Annotated in this window: 19 protein-coding genes; all 19 read right to left on the bottom strand. The window is 46.2% G+C overall.

Annotated features, from left to right (window positions below):
• Positions 1 to 254: 254 nt before the first annotated feature.
• The 19 genes from HCX92_RS13915 to HCX92_RS13825 all read right to left on the bottom strand — a co-directional run bounded on the left by HCX92_RS13915 (position 255) and on the right by HCX92_RS13825 (position 18,944).
• Positions 255 to 443, bottom strand: coding sequence for a hypothetical protein (locus tag HCX92_RS13915; protein ID WP_371808429.1), 189 nt, complete (start codon positions 441 to 443; stop codon positions 255 to 257).
• An 85-nt stretch (positions 444 to 528) separates the two neighbouring features.
• Positions 529 to 1,707, bottom strand: a complete 1,179-nt coding sequence (locus HCX92_RS13910; protein WP_169295560.1) for a PD-(D/E)XK nuclease family protein — start codon at positions 1,705 to 1,707, stop codon at positions 529 to 531.
• Between the two features lie 128 nt (positions 1,708 to 1,835).
• On the bottom strand, positions 1,836 to 3,386 hold the full coding sequence (locus tag HCX92_RS13905; RefSeq protein ID WP_169295559.1) for an IS66 family transposase: 1,551 nt from the start codon (positions 3,384 to 3,386) through the stop codon (positions 1,836 to 1,838).
• A 91-nt stretch (positions 3,387 to 3,477) separates the two neighbouring features.
• Entirely contained in the window at positions 3,478 to 3,822 is a 345-nt protein-coding gene (tnpB, locus tag HCX92_RS13900; RefSeq protein WP_169295558.1) for an IS66 family insertion sequence element accessory protein TnpB, read from the bottom strand.
• Positions 3,819 to 4,229, bottom strand: coding sequence for a transposase (locus tag HCX92_RS13895; protein WP_169295557.1), 411 nt, complete (start codon positions 4,227 to 4,229; stop codon positions 3,819 to 3,821). Before HCX92_RS13895 ends, tnpB begins: the two co-directional genes overlap by 4 nt.
• A 206-nt stretch (positions 4,230 to 4,435) precedes the next feature.
• Positions 4,436 to 7,342 carry a MobF family relaxase gene (mobF, locus tag HCX92_RS13890; protein WP_169295556.1) on the bottom strand — a complete coding sequence of 969 codons (2,907 nt, stop codon included), beginning with the start codon at positions 7,340 to 7,342 and terminating at the stop codon, positions 4,436 to 4,438.
• Between the two features lie 7 nt (positions 7,343 to 7,349).
• Positions 7,350 to 8,900 (bottom strand): type IV secretion system DNA-binding domain-containing protein, encoded by a 1,551-nt coding sequence (locus HCX92_RS13885; protein ID WP_169295555.1) that lies wholly within the window; start codon positions 8,898 to 8,900, stop codon positions 7,350 to 7,352.
• 8 nt (positions 8,901 to 8,908) lie between these two features.
• Positions 8,909 to 9,310: a hypothetical protein gene (locus tag HCX92_RS13880; protein ID WP_169295554.1), complete on the bottom strand. Its 402-nt coding sequence runs from the start codon at positions 9,308 to 9,310 to the stop codon at positions 8,909 to 8,911.
• On the bottom strand, positions 9,303 to 10,055 hold the full coding sequence (gene stbB, locus HCX92_RS13875; RefSeq protein WP_169295553.1) for a StbB family protein: 753 nt from the start codon (positions 10,053 to 10,055) through the stop codon (positions 9,303 to 9,305). The genes HCX92_RS13880 and stbB overlap by 8 nt, the downstream gene beginning before the upstream one ends.
• Before the next feature lie 21 nt (positions 10,056 to 10,076).
• Entirely contained in the window at positions 10,077 to 10,505 is a 429-nt protein-coding gene (locus tag HCX92_RS13870) for a hypothetical protein (protein ID WP_169295552.1), read from the bottom strand.
• Between the two features lie 10 nt (positions 10,506 to 10,515).
• On the bottom strand, positions 10,516 to 11,889 hold the full coding sequence (gene dnaB / locus HCX92_RS13865) for a replicative DNA helicase (protein WP_169295551.1): 1,374 nt from the start codon (positions 11,887 to 11,889) through the stop codon (positions 10,516 to 10,518).
• A 130-nt stretch (positions 11,890 to 12,019) separates the two neighbouring features.
• Positions 12,020 to 12,925: a hypothetical protein gene (locus tag HCX92_RS13860; protein WP_169295550.1), complete on the bottom strand. Its 906-nt coding sequence runs from the start codon at positions 12,923 to 12,925 to the stop codon at positions 12,020 to 12,022.
• A gap of 52 nt (positions 12,926 to 12,977) precedes the next feature.
• A complete protein-coding gene (locus HCX92_RS13855) occupies positions 12,978 to 13,259 on the bottom strand; it encodes a hypothetical protein (protein WP_169295549.1) in 282 nt (93 codons plus the stop codon).
• A 14-nt stretch (positions 13,260 to 13,273) separates the two neighbouring features.
• Entirely contained in the window at positions 13,274 to 14,269 is a 996-nt protein-coding gene (gene virB11, locus HCX92_RS13850; RefSeq protein ID WP_169295574.1) for a P-type DNA transfer ATPase VirB11, read from the bottom strand.
• Positions 14,247 to 15,344 carry a type IV secretion system protein VirB10 gene (gene virB10, locus HCX92_RS13845; protein ID WP_169295548.1) on the bottom strand — a complete coding sequence of 366 codons (1,098 nt, stop codon included), beginning with the start codon at positions 15,342 to 15,344 and terminating at the stop codon, positions 14,247 to 14,249. Before virB10 ends, virB11 begins: the two co-directional genes overlap by 23 nt.
• Complete coding sequence (locus tag HCX92_RS13840; RefSeq protein WP_169295547.1) at positions 15,341 to 16,453, bottom strand: TrbG/VirB9 family P-type conjugative transfer protein; 1,113 nt, start codon at positions 16,451 to 16,453, stop codon at positions 15,341 to 15,343. Before HCX92_RS13840 ends, virB10 begins: the two co-directional genes overlap by 4 nt.
• Positions 16,454 to 16,476: 23 nt before the next feature.
• Positions 16,477 to 17,166 carry a virB8 family protein gene (locus tag HCX92_RS13835; RefSeq protein WP_169295546.1) on the bottom strand — a complete coding sequence of 230 codons (690 nt, stop codon included), beginning with the start codon at positions 17,164 to 17,166 and terminating at the stop codon, positions 16,477 to 16,479.
• 153 nt (positions 17,167 to 17,319) lie between these two features.
• Positions 17,320 to 18,252 carry a type IV secretion system protein gene (locus HCX92_RS13830; RefSeq protein ID WP_248290070.1) on the bottom strand — a complete coding sequence of 311 codons (933 nt, stop codon included), beginning with the start codon at positions 18,250 to 18,252 and terminating at the stop codon, positions 17,320 to 17,322.
• Positions 18,253 to 18,263: 11 nt separating this feature from the next.
• A complete protein-coding gene (locus tag HCX92_RS13825) occupies positions 18,264 to 18,944 on the bottom strand; it encodes a type IV secretion system protein (RefSeq protein WP_169295545.1) in 681 nt (226 codons plus the stop codon).
• Positions 18,945 to 18,949: the final 5 nt, after the last annotated feature.

Here is an 18,949-nt window from a genome sequence, read left to right as displayed (position 1 = left end):
AATCTTGCCTTGCTCATAAACATCTCCTTAAGACGATATTATGAGGCTAAAAAGTGTCTAGTAAACCCTGGCCGATTCAAACCCCTCCCCACCCGCAATCGCAATCTGGTGAATGATTCCACGCATTACACCCCATTCTCACCCCCCTATAAATATCAGAAAAAGATAAGCAGCTTTTAGTCGATCTATTCCTTTACTCAGCAATAGCTTTCAATAAAAAACTCATGAGTAAAATTATAATAACTCAAGCAACTCTAAATATCCAATTCAGGCAATCCTCTCACGATACTCATCGTCTCCAAGCTCACAATAATTACCCGTTGCAACAACTCCAAGGGATAGCGCGGATTACCCATCGTCTCAATTGCCCAATCATTGGCATCATTCACAATACCCGAAGCTTTATGCGTCGTCACCGCTTGACGCTCCATGACCCAAGCAATAGCAGACTTGCCGACTCAATTATTAACAGAAAATGCGTCTGACATGAGCTAGTTTCGATCTGATTTAATGCAAGTTTTCCAAAAATCAGAAATTTGAAAAATCTTTGATAATCGTATCAATACGTCTTAGCTTGTCACCTCGACCGAAATCATTCCAAAGTCTTTTCATGGCATCTGTAATAGATTCAATATCGTATTGATCTACATCTGGCTTATTGTATCGCTTGATGCGTGTATATATCTTAGATATGGCTTTATTCTCACGTACTCCAAACTCATTACGCAACTGCGAGATAAAAGCTTCACGATCAAATTCGGCATCTTCTCTTACCGGCCCCACTTCCAGAATAAGACTTAATATTGATCTTTTCTCATCCAGATAAAACCAAAGTGCTAATGGAGACTCAGACGTCCATTGAGATGTATTTGCAACCTGAAATTCAGTTATGTTTTTCCATTCCTTTCCAACTATAATAATGCGTTGATTACTACCACCACCAGTCATTTCTAATTCAGGCGTATCAGCCAGAAAACGTTCTGCTGCCTCTCGAAGTAAAGAAATTTGTCCGTGCTCAATAATTAAATCTAACGCTGCCCGATGTTTAGCATAAATTGACCGACAAGCATCAATTAATTTTTCGTCTATCACGATATACTTCCTAATGAGAAGTGAATAATGTTTGATTGCTAAATTTATATCAGTATTCACAGATATTAAGGGATCATGCAGCAGCTTTTGCAGCTGATCATATATGGCAGCATATCCAATAGAAATCCAACTTGGATCTTCCCCATCATAACCATCAGCAGTCAAAAAAACACCACAAAAAGTTTCTTCAGGATATTGTTGCTTGACCAGCTCACGGTATCTTAATAGTTGACCATCGCTTTCTGAAGCACCAACTTTATTTTCGATAACCATTAGAAGTTTTTGTTTAGGTAACCAAACAGTGATATCAAAATGATCTCGTTCAGAATAAACCTCGGCCATATTCAAATCTGCAAGCATCACATCCAAGCGCGACATGACAGGCGAATCAGTCTGTTTCATTACATGGTCTAGGAAATTCCGTAGAAAGTATTCGCCCAAGCCATGCGGAGCCAACGGGTTTAGCAGAAATGCGAGAAATCGGGAGTGTCGAATTTCTTGTCTAGCCATTCCCACTGCCTCAAATATATTGAATTTTTCTCCTAGTTCATGCTCTTGTTCAAATAACATGACCGTGTCCAATAGCGCCAATAAACTGCTTTCGTTAGAGTTCATTAGTAATCCTTTTTTGTGTATTTTAACTTAACATCGCTTGGCCACTTTAGGTAGGTATTATCCAACAATTAGGACTTTATAAGGTAAGCATCCGCCCCATACCGTATTGACAGCTTAAAACTTGTTTTTTACAGCTGCACTCGCCAGGGCAATAACTCGTCTACGCGATTAACCGGATAGTCGGCAATCACCGACAGCACATGACACAGGTACGCCTCGGGATTGATCCCGTTCAGTTTGGCCGTGCCCAACAAACTGTAAAGCGTTGCCGCCCGCTCACCACCCGCATCCGAACCCAGGAATAGATAATTCTTGCGTCCTACAGCCACGCCACGTAATGCCCGTTCTGCCGCATTATTATCGATTTCAATTTCCCCGTCATCCAGATAGCGTGTCAAGGCCTGCCACTGGTTAAGGGCATACTGGATGGCATCGCTCGTCACAGATTTGCGTGACAGGGTCGGCAACTGCTGCATGAACCACTCATGCAAGGCAAGCACAATTGGCCATGACTTGCTCTGGCGCTCGGCCTGACGAGTTTGTGGTGGACTGCCCCGGATACCGGCCTCAATTTCATACAGACGGCCAATTTGAGTGAGCACATGATGGGTGATGTCTGAGGGCCGATGGACATGAATATCATGGAACTTGCGTCGGGCATGGGCCCAACAACCCGCTTGAATAACCTTGCCGGTTCGGTATACCTCGTTGTAACCAGCATAGGCATCGGCCTGTAAAATACCCTCGAAGTTTTTAAGGTGGGTTTGCGGATGAATGCCCTTGCGATCGGGTGAGTAGCGGAACCAGACCGCCGGGGCCTGTGTGCCGCCACTGGGGCGATCATCGCGGGCATACACCCATAAGCGGGCTTGCCGGGTTTTACCATTACCCGGTGCCAGCACCGCAATCGGGGTGTCATCGGCATGCAGCTTGCGGGCGCTAAAGACATGCTGGTGCAAGGCGTTGATCAATGGACGCAGCAATTGATGCACGCCACCCACCCAGTCGCCCAGCGTGCTCTGGCTCAAGGAAACATTCTCCCGTTCCCACATCTGGGTTTGACGATACAAGGGTAAATGATCCAGATATTTGGAGACCATGATATGGCTGAGCAATCCTGCTCCGGCATAACTGCGCGCCAAGGGACGGCTGGGTGCCGGTGCCTGTGCCATACGATCGCACTGGCGGCAACTGAAGCGGGGACGCACATGACGGACCACCCGCAAGCTGGCGGGGACATAGTCCAGCACTTCACTCACATCTTCACCAATACGTTGCCAGGCGCCACCACAATCGGGGCAGCAGCACGCCTGCGGCAGGTGCTCCTGGATATCGCGGGGCAGATGTTCGGGTAATGGTTTGCGCACCGGAGCGGTGCGCGTTGGCAGTGTAACAGGTTCTGGCTGAACGGGATGATCTCCCTGCTTGATGTGCAGTTCTTCCAGCTCCAGTTCCAGCTGTTCTATCTGGCGCACCAGTTTCTCAGACTTCTGGCCAAACAGCAGGCGCTGTAATTTGGCCAGTAATAAAGTCAAGCGTTCGATTTCCTGTTTATCGTTCAGGCGTCCTGATTTCAGGGTGTCACGCTCCAGCCGAACCGCTTCCATGTCGGCTTGCATGGCAAGCACCAAATGCTGTAAATCTTCAATGGAATCGGGAAGCGGTGGCGGTGTAGGCATAGCCGTTATTTTACCAAACAACCACCCTGACATCATTAAATAAAAAGCCGGAACGCCAGTCAATACGCCATTCTGTCGTTTTTTAGGGCGTCTATACGCGACTCGGTTTATGTGTTCTGGCGGGCCGTCGCCAATCAATCCCTTCCAGCAACATCGACAGTTGTGCGGGCGTTAAATGCACCGATCCGGACTCGGCCTGGGGCCAGACAAAATGGCCTTGTTCCAGGCGTTTGGCCAACAGGCACATGCCGTCACCACTCCACCACAGCACCTTGATGCGGTCGCCTTTGCGTCCACGAAATACAAACACATGACCACTGAAGGGATCCTGTTGCAAGACGTCCTGGGCAATGGCGGCCAAACCATCAAAGCCCCGGCGCATATCGGTCACACCTGCCGCCAGCCAGACGCGGGTTCCTGCAGGTAAGCCAATCATTTAAGCGCCTCAATGACCATAGATAATAACTGTGTCGGACACTGGTGATGGACCTGTAAGTTCCCCTTGGGTAGCGTGATGGTTAAAACCACCTGTGTTTGATCGTGCCGGTGCGGATCCTGTTCGTCAATCGTCATCTTGTGATTGGCAAGAGACGGCTCCGTCACGGTAACGGGCAAAAAGGAAGTGTCTTGATATTTGGCGGGGGTTGTTTCCAGCTGCTGGTTATGGTATTCATTACGCCAGCGGCATAATTGATTGGGATGCAAATCGTGTTCACGGGCAACCTCAGCGACCGTTAATTCATTGCTGAGCAAATGCTCAACCACGCTGCGTTTAAAATCTTTGGTGAAATGACGGCGAGAAAGACGCCGGTACGCGTCTGTAGAAGTGTGAGTGCTGTTCATAAGTTCCAACCTAAAAATAGATTGGAACCTATTGTCGTTTTTCTACGAGGAAATTCAAGACGGCACTGGGCGGAGCGTTACTTTATAAGTTGATCTTAGTCCATTTTTTTGTATGCGTTTGAAGATCTATGTTGTATGAAAATAAAAACAGATGTCTAGAAGGCTTATGCAGTAGTTTTACAAATAAAGCATCTTCAAAGCAAAATTTATATTTCCATACCTTCATATGTAAACTCATGATCTTTTTTACTGGCTTCTGGCTTTTCAAGCTGGAAGTCAGGATTGACTAAGTCATGGGCCAGCCCTTTGTACGGCATTCGTTCAATCGCATGAGGTAGTTTTTTTTCGTCATCCGTGAAGACAACGACTTCATGTTTTTCACGAGAAATACTGACGTAATAGGTGTCTTGTGCCGTTGTCCTGGAAAAGCTTTCGGCATTATAAAAGACACGATCACAGGTCAGGCCCTGGGCACTATGCGCGGTTGTGGCATAGGCATAATCCAGATGCAAGGGTTTATCTGCGGGTAATGAAATGGATCGTCCTGTTTTATCGCCAATGGTCACTGCGTTTTCAGTAACCATCAAGACCTCATATCTTTCTCCATTCGCCAAGTCCAGTTCTGGATTGTTACGGGTAACACGTACAACATCACCGGCAGATAGTTCAGCTTTATGGCGATGGTATACAGAAAGGGCGGACATTAATTTTGGTGTGATTTGAATTTCTTTATGGCTAGATAATGAGCGAACAATTAAATGGTCTTTTTTAAGGTCACATTTAATGACTTCATATACTTCACCGCGAGTCAGTCCATTTTTATAGTCACGCTCAGGCTGGACAATATCGCCCACCGTATAATATTTGGTATGTCGGCGCTGCATTTTTGTTGTGTCGTGCCTGGTCAATAACTGAAACTGATGGCCTTTTCCAGCTAGTCCCCGATATTCGTGAATCCTATTATTAATTTCGGTCCTTGAAGAATTGGTACCGGTAACGATTAATGTTTTTGCTTGATCCGCAGCGGATAATGACACGTATTCATTGGCAATGGTTTCATAGCGACTTGAACTATCACGTATCAGCGCACCAGATTCGGATTCCATTATTTTGTCGGGTATTTCAGCGACTCGATCTATTAATGCCAATGATTCTTTGGCCCGGCCGGATGCAGCCAATTCAACGGCCTTTTTTAAAGTCTCATTTTTTTGACGTTGTATATCGCCCATGACGGCTGTTTTCATGCCGTTTTCTTGCAGCATGGCAAACGCCCGGCCAGCTTCTACCGCTTTGGTTTGGGCCGTGTCTCCTAACAGGACGATACGGGCACCACTAGGCTGTAATTGTTGTAAAAGTTGCTCCATTTGTCGCACGGGTATCACCCCGGCTTCATCAATGACAACTACGGTTTTATCACCTAATTGGGATTCAAGTCGTTCTTTATCCGTAGCGGTCAGCTGTGAGGCGACGGTTTTGGCCTGGATGCCATCATTGCGTAGATTGGCGACTTGGGCACCATAAGGCGCTAATGCAATCATCTTATAACCTTGTTCGTTGAGCAGTTTTTGGGTACTTTGCAGGGCAAATGATTTACCTGTGCCTGCCAGTCCCTGGATGCCTACTATCTGGTCTTTTTCAGATAGCATCAGTGTAATTGCCTCTTTTTGACCGGGTGTAAGCGTTGTGTTTTCCAGTTCTGTTTGCAGTGTCTGGGGTTCGATAATCGTTTTAACTGCCTTACGCCCCAGCTTTTCCATCGTTAAAATATGTTCTTCGCTGCGTAGTGATGTAACAGTGGCATGGCTTTTTTCAACGAGGCTCAGGCGACCAGTTTTGATAGCTTGGTTGACGGCTTCAAAGGCGTCGGCCAATGATATTTTTTTTGCATTGGCATATTCTTTGGCCCAGTTTTCCCGCGTTCTTGGTTGGCCGTTGATCTCGGTGTTACTGATGTAATGATCCGGCTGCGTAATCAGTTTTCCCTGGCTATGCAATTTAGATAACGACCGTTCAATTTGCTCAACATCAACCAGTCCAGCCGCATGGGTGACTGCTGTTGAAAGCAAGGTTGTGTGTGACATAACGGTTTCACGCTCAGTTAAGTGTTTGATTGCCCAGATTGTGGCTACGTCGACAACCCGTTGTTTACCTTCATTATCAAGTTTTGGCGTCGCTGGTGCTTTCAGTGTTCGTTCTTTGGCTTCCAGACATTCAGCATTTAAGGCCATGCCGATATCAGTGGCTTGCTGTACCCAATGAGCGTATAGCTCAGGACGGCTGAAATCCTCACTTTTTCTTTGCCGTGTAGATAACAGGGCAGTTTCTCGTTGCAAACGCGAGGCATCTTGAATGTTGATGGCCTGTTTTTCTTTCAGTTCTTTGGCAATTTGTGCTTGCCGTTTACTGAATGCCTCAATCTGCTCTCTGGTGACGTGCGCTAATTCAATATGGTTTTTTTCATATCGAATATCGTACCCAAGCGCCTCTAGCTCTCGACTTAACGCGGCCATATAGATAGCGTCTTGCAGCGGTCTGAGTTGTACAATCTTGTCGTTGTGTAATGCAGCCCATGAACCATCATGACGTTTCGTTAAATTCATAATGACGGCATGCGTGTGGAGCTGTGGGTCCGGAACGTCAGTACCTACCGCCCTGGCCGTTTCATGCCGGAATTTTGCAATGATTAAATTGCCTGTTTTTTCCACATGGTTATTGCCTTGGATGGTTTGGCGGGACTCAGCAAGGTATTTTTCTATATATTCCAGGGTTTCAGTGACGGCCTTGTCATGTGCAGCGATCACGCGTTCATCGCCACCTACCAAGGCTTGCAAGGTTACGCTTTTGGGGGCTGAAATCGTTAAATCAAGTCCGGATCTGGCCTTGGCGTCTTTGCGTATGCTGGTGCCCGCAGTAATCCCATACCCATAATGGCCAGTTAGCATTGCCTGAAAGCGTTTATTGTCAATTGTGCCGGACAATCCCAGGTTTGCTGCCGCTTTGCCTTGCCAGACCGCAGCGGTCCCGTCCTTGCAATAGTAGTCATCCTCTTGGTCTCCATAATAATGCGCGTTTTTGGAGGCTTCACCCCGATACAAAATTTTTTTCGTGATCATCTTTTTCCTAATCGATCCTGCCCAATTGCGCAGACTCTACAAAGGGTTCTATGACCGTAGGAAATGTTTCATAGGTCATTTGAATTTTTGCGATAGGATAATCACCGGCAAAGGCTACATATCCCATCATTTCCTTGAAGGCCTGAATTTCACTGGGCGTAACGACCCGTTCGGTTTCTCTTTTAAATTGGTCTGATGTGTTTCGCGTGTCCACGGATCTTGACACGTTGTATTCGTAGCGTTTAATTTCGTGCTCGCCCAGACTTTTACTCATGTCTTCGGCGGTTTTCGGATCTGTTTTGGAACCGCCTAACACGGCCAGATTCCGGAATGAAGCCCGGATTGTCGTCGCCATTTTTTCGCCATAAATATGTTCTAGTTGTGAGGTGCTTTGCAGGCCAGCCACGATCCGTAGCCCGTTTTTACGGCCTTTTGTTAACCCCGCTTCCAATGAGGGTAAGGCTTCAAGACTGGCCAGTTCATCAATGAACATCCACCATCGCCGGTTTCTGTCTTCCGACATGGACAGAACCGAGGTAATGAAGACATCGGCCCAGGCGGAAACCAAGGGTTTCATGGCGCTGGACATATCTTCACGCCAGTTGATAAAGAGATTGCCGCCGTTAGGGTCCTCTAACCAATGACGGATTGAGAAGTCACCGGCAGGCATACTGGTGTGCTCGGACAGTTTGTTGGATAAAACAAAGCGTGCGCTAGACAGCGCTTTGCTTGCTTCAGAAGACCCCGTGAAAAGCGATTCGGCCAAGGTGCCATCGAGGAATTTTTTTAATTTTTCCGGTGATTCAATCGTACAAAGTCGGAATAACTCCATGATGCTTGTATTGCCTAGGTGGTACATCTTTTTGGCCGTTTCTCGTAATAAAAGACGCCCGTAATCATTCCATTCTTCAGCGCTTTTATCGTGACTCATGGGAACCAGAGAGTGTGCCAAGCGTTTCCAGTCATAGTCTGCACGGACTTCGTTATAAAAAACCCAGCCCACAGAACGTATGTCATACGGGTTCAGGACAATATCACCAGGTTGGTAAAATTTGCTCATCAGATCCCCGTTCGGATCGATGACAAACATACGCTCTCGTCGTTTACGCACGGAGGAGGCCATTTTTTTTAACAAAACAGACTTACCTGAACCGGTCGCACCGCCAATCATTAAATGCAAATTTTCTACTTTGATGGGCATGGGTATGGTTGCCACTTCAATTTGCGGGGCCGATTCTGTGCATAGTTGACGTAGTTTTTTTGCGGGTACGACTTTGGTCCCACGGATGAATTCGTTGTAACTTGCTCCTTCAAAACCTTCGGTTTTTTTTCCTTTGGCGATGAGGATAAAAAGCCCTACGGCCAAAATAAAGCCAATGGCTGGCCAGATGTATAACGGCGCATATTGAGGGGTCGCATAGGCTAGGGTAATGAAATGATCCAGGTTCCAGTGTTTAACCCAAACACCGCCAGCAATGCTGGCGGTAATTATCCAAGCGGCAACCGGGAACACAAAGACCAAGAGCGCCGCTAAACGGCGCTTGGTAATAGGTGACATCTTTATTCCTAACGAGTGAGATATAGGGTTAGCAACGTTGCGGCCAAACCGCTGGCCGCACCGGAAAGGACAGCCAGGACGGCCATTTTGTGTGCCGAGTGCAGAGCGATTTTTGCGTAACTAGCTGTATTGATGGAAAGCTCATTGAGCATCAGTTTGGTTTCAGAGTGGGTTTTCTGAAACTGCGTAAGCAGTTCCAGATTGAGTTTTTGGCCGGTGTTCAGCATGGTGCTTTGCACATCATCTGAAACGTTTTTGGGTAGGTTTTTTGCATCCTCAATAGCGATCATGATTATGTTGGCTGTTTTTCCAAGATGATCATCCAGTTCTTCTACCCGTTTTGTAATGGCCGTAACTTCTCCTAAAACCTCATGATATAAAAAATCAATCTTTTTGCGGGGTTCAGTCATGGGCGTTTTCTTGAGTTGGAAGCGTGTTCACAATGTTATTACCAATTAAAGCCATGAAGGTTTTATCCAGCTGGCGATTAACGGGTTTGGCCAATGCTTGCAAACTGTGCATGTTGGTTAATTGATTAATCAGTTTTTTGTTTTTGCGATCCGCTTCACGGAGTTTTTGACGGTAGTCTGTTTTATCCGCCAGCACATCGGCAATGGTTGTGCGTTGTTCGGCCAGTAATTCAAAAACGTCATTTTCAAATACAGCCACTTCGGGGTTGGCGATGAATTCACCTGTTTTTTCTGCATAGGTCAAAATAGCCAGGAAGTCGTCTTCCACAGGTCCATCAACGCGATTAAATAACACTTGAATACGTTTGCGTTCTACACCGAGCGCAACGAGTGCAGAGACGGTTTTAATTGTTTCCCGTTGGGCTTTGCCGGTTGCAATAACCGGCAAGACAAAAAGGTCAATTTCAGTATGAGCGTCTTCATACTTAGACATATGAGCCAAAAAATCTTCAATATTTGAGGCGCCCACGTCGATAATGGCATCATCCAGAATCAGTAAGTCACGGAACAATTGACCAAATTGTTCACCGCGCAATTGGTCGATATCAAGCCCTAGATCCCCGGCAGTTTCATTGGTGGATTCAATCGCAAAAATCTGACTGTTGTTCAGGCGAGGAGCTAACAGATGGGAAGCAATAACGGTTTTTCCAACGGAGCCGGTGTAATTCAAAACTGCGATTTTCATAATATTTTCCTTTTAAAAAAATTAATGTTCGTCATTTTTTTTCTGACGACGGTTAGCAAGCCCTTCTTCACGAAGCGCATTTAAATCAATGGCCATGTCACGGATGGCACGTAAATCGATAGGATTTTCAATTCTCTTGGGCGGGGCAGTGACAGCGGGTGCAGGTACCGGTGACGGTATGGCCGTCACTGGAGGTGGTGCAGGAATGGGAGAATTAGAATTTTTTGGTTCTGATGTTTTGTTGTTTTTACGAATGCGGGACAACGCATTCTGGAAAACGGCATAACTCATACTGATGCCGAGTTGTTCCAGATCATCCACAATCATGCCAAGGCGTGCACCGGCGTGTATGTTTTGCTCAATGACTGGGTATAAGGCCCGTAGTTTGGCTGCTTTACTCACCCTGGGATCAATCGTGGATAAAATTTGTTCGTATGTTTTTAGGCTCATAGGTTTCCTTTTAAAAGCCATTTTTACGGCCCATTGGGGTCACGGTAGCTTGACGTAAACGAGCGAGTTCTCGTTGATCCGCATCTGAAAAGCGTGAGTACCGGCCTTCAAAACACAGGTAAATGTCCGCCAGTGGCCCCATGCGCTGTTTGCGGATCAACAGTTCTGCATAGCCTTTGAAGGCAGATTCCGAGTTGTAGTAATCGTCTCGGTATGCCATCAATACGACGTCTGCATCTTGTTCGATAGATCCTGAGTCACGTAAGTCACTCAATAAAGGCCGTTTATCGGCTCGTTTTTCGACGTCTCGGGAAAGTTGTGACAGCAAGATAATCGGGCAGTCCAATTCTTTGGCCAATAGTTTCAAAGATCGGGTAATGCCGCTGATTTCTTCATTGCGGGTATTGCCGCTACCTTGCATAAGCTGGAGATAGTCGATCACAATCAAGTCCAGTTTTCCCTGCTTTTGTTTTGTTTTTCTGGCAGCTAGGCGGATTTTTGCAACGCTGGACAAGGTAGGGTCATCAGCAATAATCAGGTGTTGATCTTGTAGTTTTTGCAAGCCGAATGTGAGCCTGGTGTAGTCATCTTGGGTCAGTTTTCCCGTGCGCAAGACTTGTGTATCAATGCTGCCGAACCGGGCAATGCTACGTTCTACGAGCTGGGCCGCCGCCATTTCCAGGCTGATGATCAAGGCGACATTGCCATTGGTGGCCACGTTTTCTGCCATGTTGACGGCCAGCGTGGTTTTGCCCATGGATGGGCGGCCAGCGATAATAATCAAATCACCCGGCTGTAATCCGCATGTTTTTTGATCAAGGTCGGTAAAGCCCGTGCTGATGCCAGAAACAGCGCCGTTTTTCTCTAGCCGGGCATCTAATGTGTCGAGTAGGCCGGGCAATAACTGACCAATGCTTAGTCCTTCATTGCCAGAGCTTCTGTTATCGGCAGCAGACATGACAAGACTGGTGATGTTTTCCAATAAATTATCCGGGCTGTTCTCATGCGCCAGGGTATTGATTTGGTGACTTAGTTCGATGACATTTCGCCGGATTTTATAGTCACGTACCAGTTTTGCATATCGTTCGATATTGGCGGCGGATGGCGTGTTTTGTACCAATGCGTGCAAGTAGCCAATGCCACCGATAAGATCAGTTTTCCCCGATTTTTTCAAGGCTTCTGTCAGCGTGATGACATCAACAGGCTGGTTGTAATGCAGCATTTCCATGATTTTATGGAAAATACATTGATGGCTTTCATAATAAAAATCAGTGGCTTGTAGTAAATTCTCGACCTTTTCCCAGGCGCTATTGTCCAGTATCAGGCCTCCTAGCACCGATTGTTCCGCATCGGCGTTGTTAAGCGGGGTTGTCAAATTTTTCACACATTTTTCCTGTCGTGCTTTGGCCAAATTCAGGGCGCATTTTCCCTGCCATGGCGCTATTGTTTCGGTAGGTAAACGGGGGAGGTGTGTTGGCTGAAAGGGCGTTTAGGCGTTTTAATGCCTAGGGAAGTTATGCGTTTTCACGATGGTATTTGTTTTCAAGACAGCCTTTGAAGCCCTTGGCGGATATTAAAAAATCCAGTTCGGCAATGAACGCGATGGTTCTGCCGGGACCTGGAGCTATTTTGCCCGTCAGGAAGTCGGAGTGATTGCAAACTTCAAAAAATGTTTTCCAGGCTTCGAGACCTTCATCAACGGTTTTGTAACCAAACGGTTTTACGGTTGAGTTGGCCGCTTCATTCCAGCGTTCTGTAATTTTTTCTATTCTTTCGTTATCCAGAATTCTTACCCTGGGATTGTCCGGCATATGTTCGTGGTACAGGTCAACGATATTTTGGACAGGGCAGGGGGGACTACTGCATACAGAATCATTGTGTAACGCATTGCTAGTAGTCCTTCTATTCTTATCTATTCTATTCTTATCTAGCCGCGTTACTGTTGCGTTATGTGACGCGTTACGTAATGCGTTATTGGCGTCACTTTCTTTTTCTTTTTCTATATTTTCAATGTAATCAATGGTTTGCGGGTTTTCGTTGGCCTCGGTTGTTTGCTTGAGCGCTTCCAGTTCTTTTTTCTGGCGTTCACGGTAACGTCGTTGACGTTCAGCACCCGTATTGTCACGATCACTGACTTTTTGGCGTTTGTTCCAAGCTTTTGGCTGCCAGTCTTCATCAATTAAACCGGCAGCAACCAGTCTTTTTTTGACATCACGGATGAGGCCGCGATCAATCCAAAGTTGTTGTGCAACAATTTTATCCATCAATTCCGGGTCGCAATTTTGTTCTAAAACGCCATCGGATTTGAGCGCAAGAATCCCGACAAAGTGGCGTTGATCTTCAAATGCTAACGCAATGATTTTTGGGTCTTTAAGAAAATCCGTGTACATACGGAACCAGGGCATAGATTGAGTGCTCATCATAAAACCTTGAAAACTGATAGTTGGATGGGAGTTGGGACGCTGAGGGGGCTTAAAGTTGTTTGGCTTTCGTTGCCAGATTTTTCAGGGACGTGCGGCGTGGACTGATAGGCAAGCCGTGTTTTTCAAAAAAGTCACGACGGACATCTAGCCATTTGTTATATCGTCGTCCTTCACGATGTTCCCAGGGGTAGGCGTTTTTAATGTCTGTACTGATTTCTTCGGGGGTTTTGTTCAGTCGCTTCCCTTCCAAATATGTTTTTTCCATAATCTGATATGAAATCACGGCGAACCCAACACCTTTATAAGGTTTGTTTGTATGGGTTTTTCTCATTGTTTTCTCCTGAATTAATAGCGTTGCGGTTCATAAAAAATGTCGCGCAATTTGAATTTTTCAAAATAAAGCACGATATCAACGGTGTTTCGTAAAAATGACTGGATCGTTGTCATGTCAAGCTGACCGCCTGTAGGCGACTGTTTGATAAGCATGGCCAAGCGGTTAAAGGTATCGCTGGCCGAATTTGCATGCGTTGTGGTAATGGAGCCGGGATGGCCAGTATTTAACGCCGTCAGGTATTCCCAGGCTTCACCACCGCGTAGTTCTGCCAAGAAAATCCGGTCGGGTGATAAACGCATGCAGGTGGCAATGCAATCACTGGCCGTTACGCGACCGCGTGTGCCGCCATACATCATGTGCACAAGGTTTCGGTGGTTCGGCAAAATTAATTCGTGTACGTCTTCGATGGTGATGATTCGTTCATCCATGGGTACCCGTTCAATCAATGAACGGGCAAAGGTAGTTTTACCAGAGCCGGTAGCACCAGCGATCACGATGTTTTTTTTGGCTTGAATGGCGGTATGTAAAAACTCGGGAATTTGCCCGGTATTTTTAAGTGTCAGCAATTTATTATCAATTTGGCTCAAGCCATCTATTGTTTGGTTTGCCAAGTTGTCGTTTACTGCATCAAATGCCCCCTCAGCAGCCAAATCATCCAGATGTTTGACCAGTTGCGTGTGTTTTCGTATGTTGATGGCTATGTTTCCATCAAGTGTGGCTGGGGGCTGTACTAATTGACCGCGCTCGCCATCAGGTAAGAGCACGGATAAGATCGGTGCATGTCCCAGGCCGTTGTAGACGGTCAGGGCATTGCATAAGGCTTGTTGATGATCCAGTGTGAGAGTAGGGCAGTCATGTTGATACCAGGCACCGTATTCACGCGTAAAAAGCTCGCGTGGCCGAACTATTGCCAATTCGCTTACCTGACTTGCTTGAAGATAAGGCTCTAATGGTCGTAAAAATGTTCTGACTGCGATAGATTTGTCATAAAGTGGGTTGGAGGTCATATACTTTTGAAAAGTCCAAATCACGGGCAACCATGATGCCAACACGCTCGCCCTGGTTTTTGTAAAGGGTTGGGGGGATATCCAAGGAGTGTTCAAGAATTTTGGCAACTATTTCTTGACCGCCGTCCGCCGTGTTATCAAAACGGATGTTGTTATCTCCCCGGCTTCCTTTATTTGAAAGCCAGTTACCAAAATCACCGACAAGGCTCAATAAAATGGCATTGCCGAAGCGTTCCCAGAAGTGGTGATCAATGGCACCATCGACACCGGCCTCCCCGAGAGGGCCGGTGCCGGGCGAGTCCAGATTTAGAATCACCCCGTTTGGTGTTTCCAGACGATGCCAAGCAACAAATGCTCGAGGTTGTCCTTGCTCAATGCCTCCGGTTTGGTACCCAACAAATTTTGTACCGGCATCAATGAGGATTACTTTGCCGTTAGCACTCATGACATTCTGGGTTGAGATGCAAGTTAGTAAGCCTGGTTGTCCGGTGATCAGTTTGGTTTGCATCACACAATCAATCATGGTGCCTTGCGTAATCAGGAAATTACGATCACCGAGTTGTCCGGCAATGGAAGGCGAGAGTTCCAGCGGTCTTAATTTGTCCGCTAAAGGTCCTGCATCGCCGCTTATGGTGTTGTGCGAGTCTGTCTGCGCCGTTTGTTGGCTTGCGCCTGTATCAGCGCGTAGTGGACTTCTCAAGCGACGTGCAACCGTATCGTTTTGTAGAGGCATAACACCCGTGTTGCCGCCCACAATGATAGGGATGACTGGTTCAGGGGCTATCACATTGGTTTCTTCGACTTTTGGTGTGGCTGGACTTTTGACGGTTGGCAGCGTTAATGGGTTATTAATGCCACTGCGTAGGGGAATGGCTTCTTCTGCGAGAGTTTCATCTTTAGGGCCCCACGCTGTCCAGGCGATCACTGCAATCAATATGGTCGCTGCTACCATGACCAACCACATGAACCCCTTTGCCCCGGGAGGTAAAGGCCGTTTAACATTTTCGAAGTTTGACTGACCCCGATTAATCAGATGATCCAATTCGACTCTTGGATCTGAATTGTTTTCCATCATTTTGTATTTTCCTTTAGGTCAAAGGTCATGCTTTTCTCACCTTTGCTAATCAACCATTCGGTAGACATTGAATTCAGCACCAAAGTGTTCTTAGGCAGTATTGATATTGGCGCGTTATACGGATCGCCAGCCTCGTTTATGGGACGGACGCTTGGCAGCTGTTTATGCTTGAATTGCATCCAGGTTTTACCGTCTTTTACCCATACTTTTACGGGTGCCAGTGAAGCGGTTGAGACAGGAGGAACCACTTTATACGTGCGGGTGGGTGGGTTTACTTTGGGTGCTGGTGGGGGGAGTTCTTGTTTTTCAGCACCAATGACAATACGCTCAACCGTGGATGAGGCCGTGCCTGTATTCGGTTTGTAGGGTACATAACCGTTATCTCCGTTGTGGATTGCAGCAACTTGGTCACCTAAACGTAAATGCCAACGATCGGCAGTACGGTGTAAAACAATGGTTGTAGGATCAGCCATGTGATAATTCGTAATCACTTCCTGTCCGCTGCTTGTTACCCGGTAAATGGCGGGTATTTCAGCCGTATCAGAAAATTGCATCCATGTTTGACGACCATCGTCCCACGCATGGACAGGCGCTAAATCGATATCTCCACTTTTTGTATAAGATTTCCAGTTGACTGGTTGGCCAACCTTGGCAAACGATTGATTGATTGCTTTCTTTTTGTTTTCTTGACGTCGCTCTTTGGCTTTTGTGTCGGGGTATCTCATTACCAGCTTGTAAAGGGCTTGCGAATTGCGGTCATTGCTGTAGCTCACTTTGAAGGTGTAGTTTCGCTTATTTGTAATCACTATTAGATTGCTGTCTGCATCATTAGCGATCGGCTTAAAAAACAGGTTGTTTTGAAAATGAGTGAATTCGTATGCTTCACTATCTCCAAAAACGTGAAATTTATAGACTTCATCGTCATCAAGAACGATGACAGAAGCCACACCAATAACAGCATCTAGATTGATCACATCAGCCGGGTTGTAATTGGCATAGCGCACACGATGATCGGCGCGTGAGTGCTTGGGGGCATCCAGTGCCAGGGCTGGCGTTGTTAATGCGCAGCACAAAGCCACCGTTATTGCCCGAATGGCAAAGCGGTTCATGGTTTATTCCTTTTTAATGGGGACTATCGAGACAGATCTGCAGCCAGGTCGTAACGGGTTATCTGGAACCCTAGTGGGTTGCGGCGAGCGACTTCTTCAGTCAGGGGTACTTTGATGTATTGGTAGGCAACAGTGGCGATCATGTGACGTTCTGCCTGTATTTGGCTTGTTGATGCTTCTTTCTCCGTGGTAGAAAATCGGATCGTTGCCGATTGATTCTCACCCAAAGTGATGGAGTGAACTGTAACATCAATGTTGCCCAGTGTGCCAAGTCGTGTAGTGGGTGCATATTCACCTTCAAACCGTTTACCGTACTGATGTTGTATCGCAGGATCGGATAATAGGGCGCATGTGTTGAATTGGTTTTGAATGGTGTACCAGTTATAGCCTTCGCAATTAAGGACGTAGGTATTTAGGAAATACTTGTCAATTCTTTCGTTGTAGCTTTCAAAGGGCTCCCCTAACTCACTGACATGCTCGATGTTGCCGGTGGCATTATCAACCCGGACAACATAGATTTCTGGTGGCTGTTTGAGGGGAGTTAGTCCGACGACAGCGCCAATGGCCGCAATCGTCAATACGCATGAAGTTAGACAAACTTGCCATGCCCGTTTTCTGCTCGTAATTAATTCACCGATATAGTCTCGTTCTAGGCCTCTGGTTTTTTCCAGCTGCGCAGCAACATCAATGGATTTTATTTTTTCTGTACTCATTTAAAACCTTTTTACTAGTGGTTCGGAAGCATTGACAGGGTATTTAGGTGAATCTGCAGGTTGATTTGCTGCTGGTGGGGTGAATGCACATCCGCCCAGATAAATTGAAAAAGATATAAAAAATAATTTAGTAAAAAATTTCATGAGTATTCCCTATTTTTTTCTAAGTAGACGGTTTAAGCGGAGGGCTTTTGTAACCCCACCAGCGGCCATACCAATGCCGAACTGGGCACCGAAACCACCAGATAAGCCTTGTGCCATACCGGGGATCATGAGCATGACGAAAACGGATGCAATCCCCACAAACATATAGCCACCTACTAGATTCAACATATTTATTTCTCCTTGGGCTAAAGTTTCGATCATCATTTTTACGTAGGCCAAATTCATTTGCAGCAGAATGGCAAACATAAGGCCAGCTAGTAGGGCTAGAAAAACGAAGTTAAGGGCTTGTGATACCCAACTGTCAAAAAGCTTTTCTGTTCGTTCAAAGGCTAGGGCTGATATGAAAATTGGACCAGCAGCAACGAGCAAAGCCATACCGACTTTGACAACAACCATAATGATGGAGACTACGGCAGAAATAACCGAGGTCATTAAGGAAAGCGCCGAGGCGTAAAGTGATATCACTACGTTTCTGCTACTAGGAAAAAAACTACTTTCTAGATCTATCATTTTTGATGCTGCGCTGGTTGTATCCTGTCTTAAACTATCAATTTGAGCGGATAAAGTATTTCCGCCAGCAACAATCCCTGCGACATCATCAGGTAATGACAACATGACATTGACAATGGTGGTTTGATAAACCCCACCTGCAGTAATAATTGCAGCCAGAATGGCGATTTTGATATATTTATGGACAAACTCCGTCACGGTCATGTTGCCGTTTCCGCGTTGCATGGCATAGGCATAGAAAAGAAACTGTAGAGTCAGCCCGATAATCATGGCTGGTGCAATGGCTTTTATCAATTGTTCAATTGGGGTGTTGACTGCATTGTTCAAAACGGTATCGACTTGCTTCATTAACCACTCACCGATTCTGTTCGCATCGGTTGGGGCGTTGATTTTACTTGCATCGAATGCCATCGTAATCTCACTTAATTAGCATTTTTTGGGTCATCAGCAAACCAGCCTGAATACACTTTTTCAGCCCGTTTCTCTAACAACTCTTTTTCAGCCTCGAATTGTTGATTTGCTAGGGTAATTCTGGTTTGATCGGTTTGTATATTGGCCTGTTCAACGGCAATCCGCGCTTGCAACTCTGCAATTTCTTTTGGGTTGGTGGTGGTGTTGATTTTTGCCTGAAGCTCATCAATCACTTCTAGCCGTTTGGTCATTGCGTCATAGGCTTGTTCAGCTAGGGCTTTTTTGGTTGCCGCAATTTGAATGGATTTGTTTCTCATATCAATTTTGTCTTGGGCAAAATTAACGGGAGCATTTACGGCTTGCGTTAATTTTTGTACCGAGCTAGATAATTCTGCGCTTTGCGATTCAAGGCGGTCCAATAAGGCTGTTGCATCGTTAGGTAAGGCACCCCGAATGGCGTGCTGAACGCTGGGGTTACTCATTACGTATCCAAAACCGGATGATTTTGTTAAGGCCGCCAACTGCTGTTTGGTTTGTTCCAATTGTGTTTTTGCAGTTTGCAATTGATCCAGCAGGGCATTGAGCTGTTGGACAGAATTTACGTCTAAAGTTGGTATGCCGGATTGTGCTTGCACAAGCCCTGGTATGGATATCATGGTTGTAAAGAGGCCAGAAATAAATAATTTCTTCATATTGA

Origin of the sequence: Advenella sp. EE-W14, assembly GCF_012923605.1 — a bacterium.
Taxonomy (GTDB): domain Bacteria; phylum Pseudomonadota; class Gammaproteobacteria; order Burkholderiales; family Burkholderiaceae_B; genus Advenella; species Advenella alkanexedens.
The sequence above is the reverse complement of the archived record's forward strand: the minus strand, read 5'-3'. Positions and strand labels throughout refer to the sequence as shown.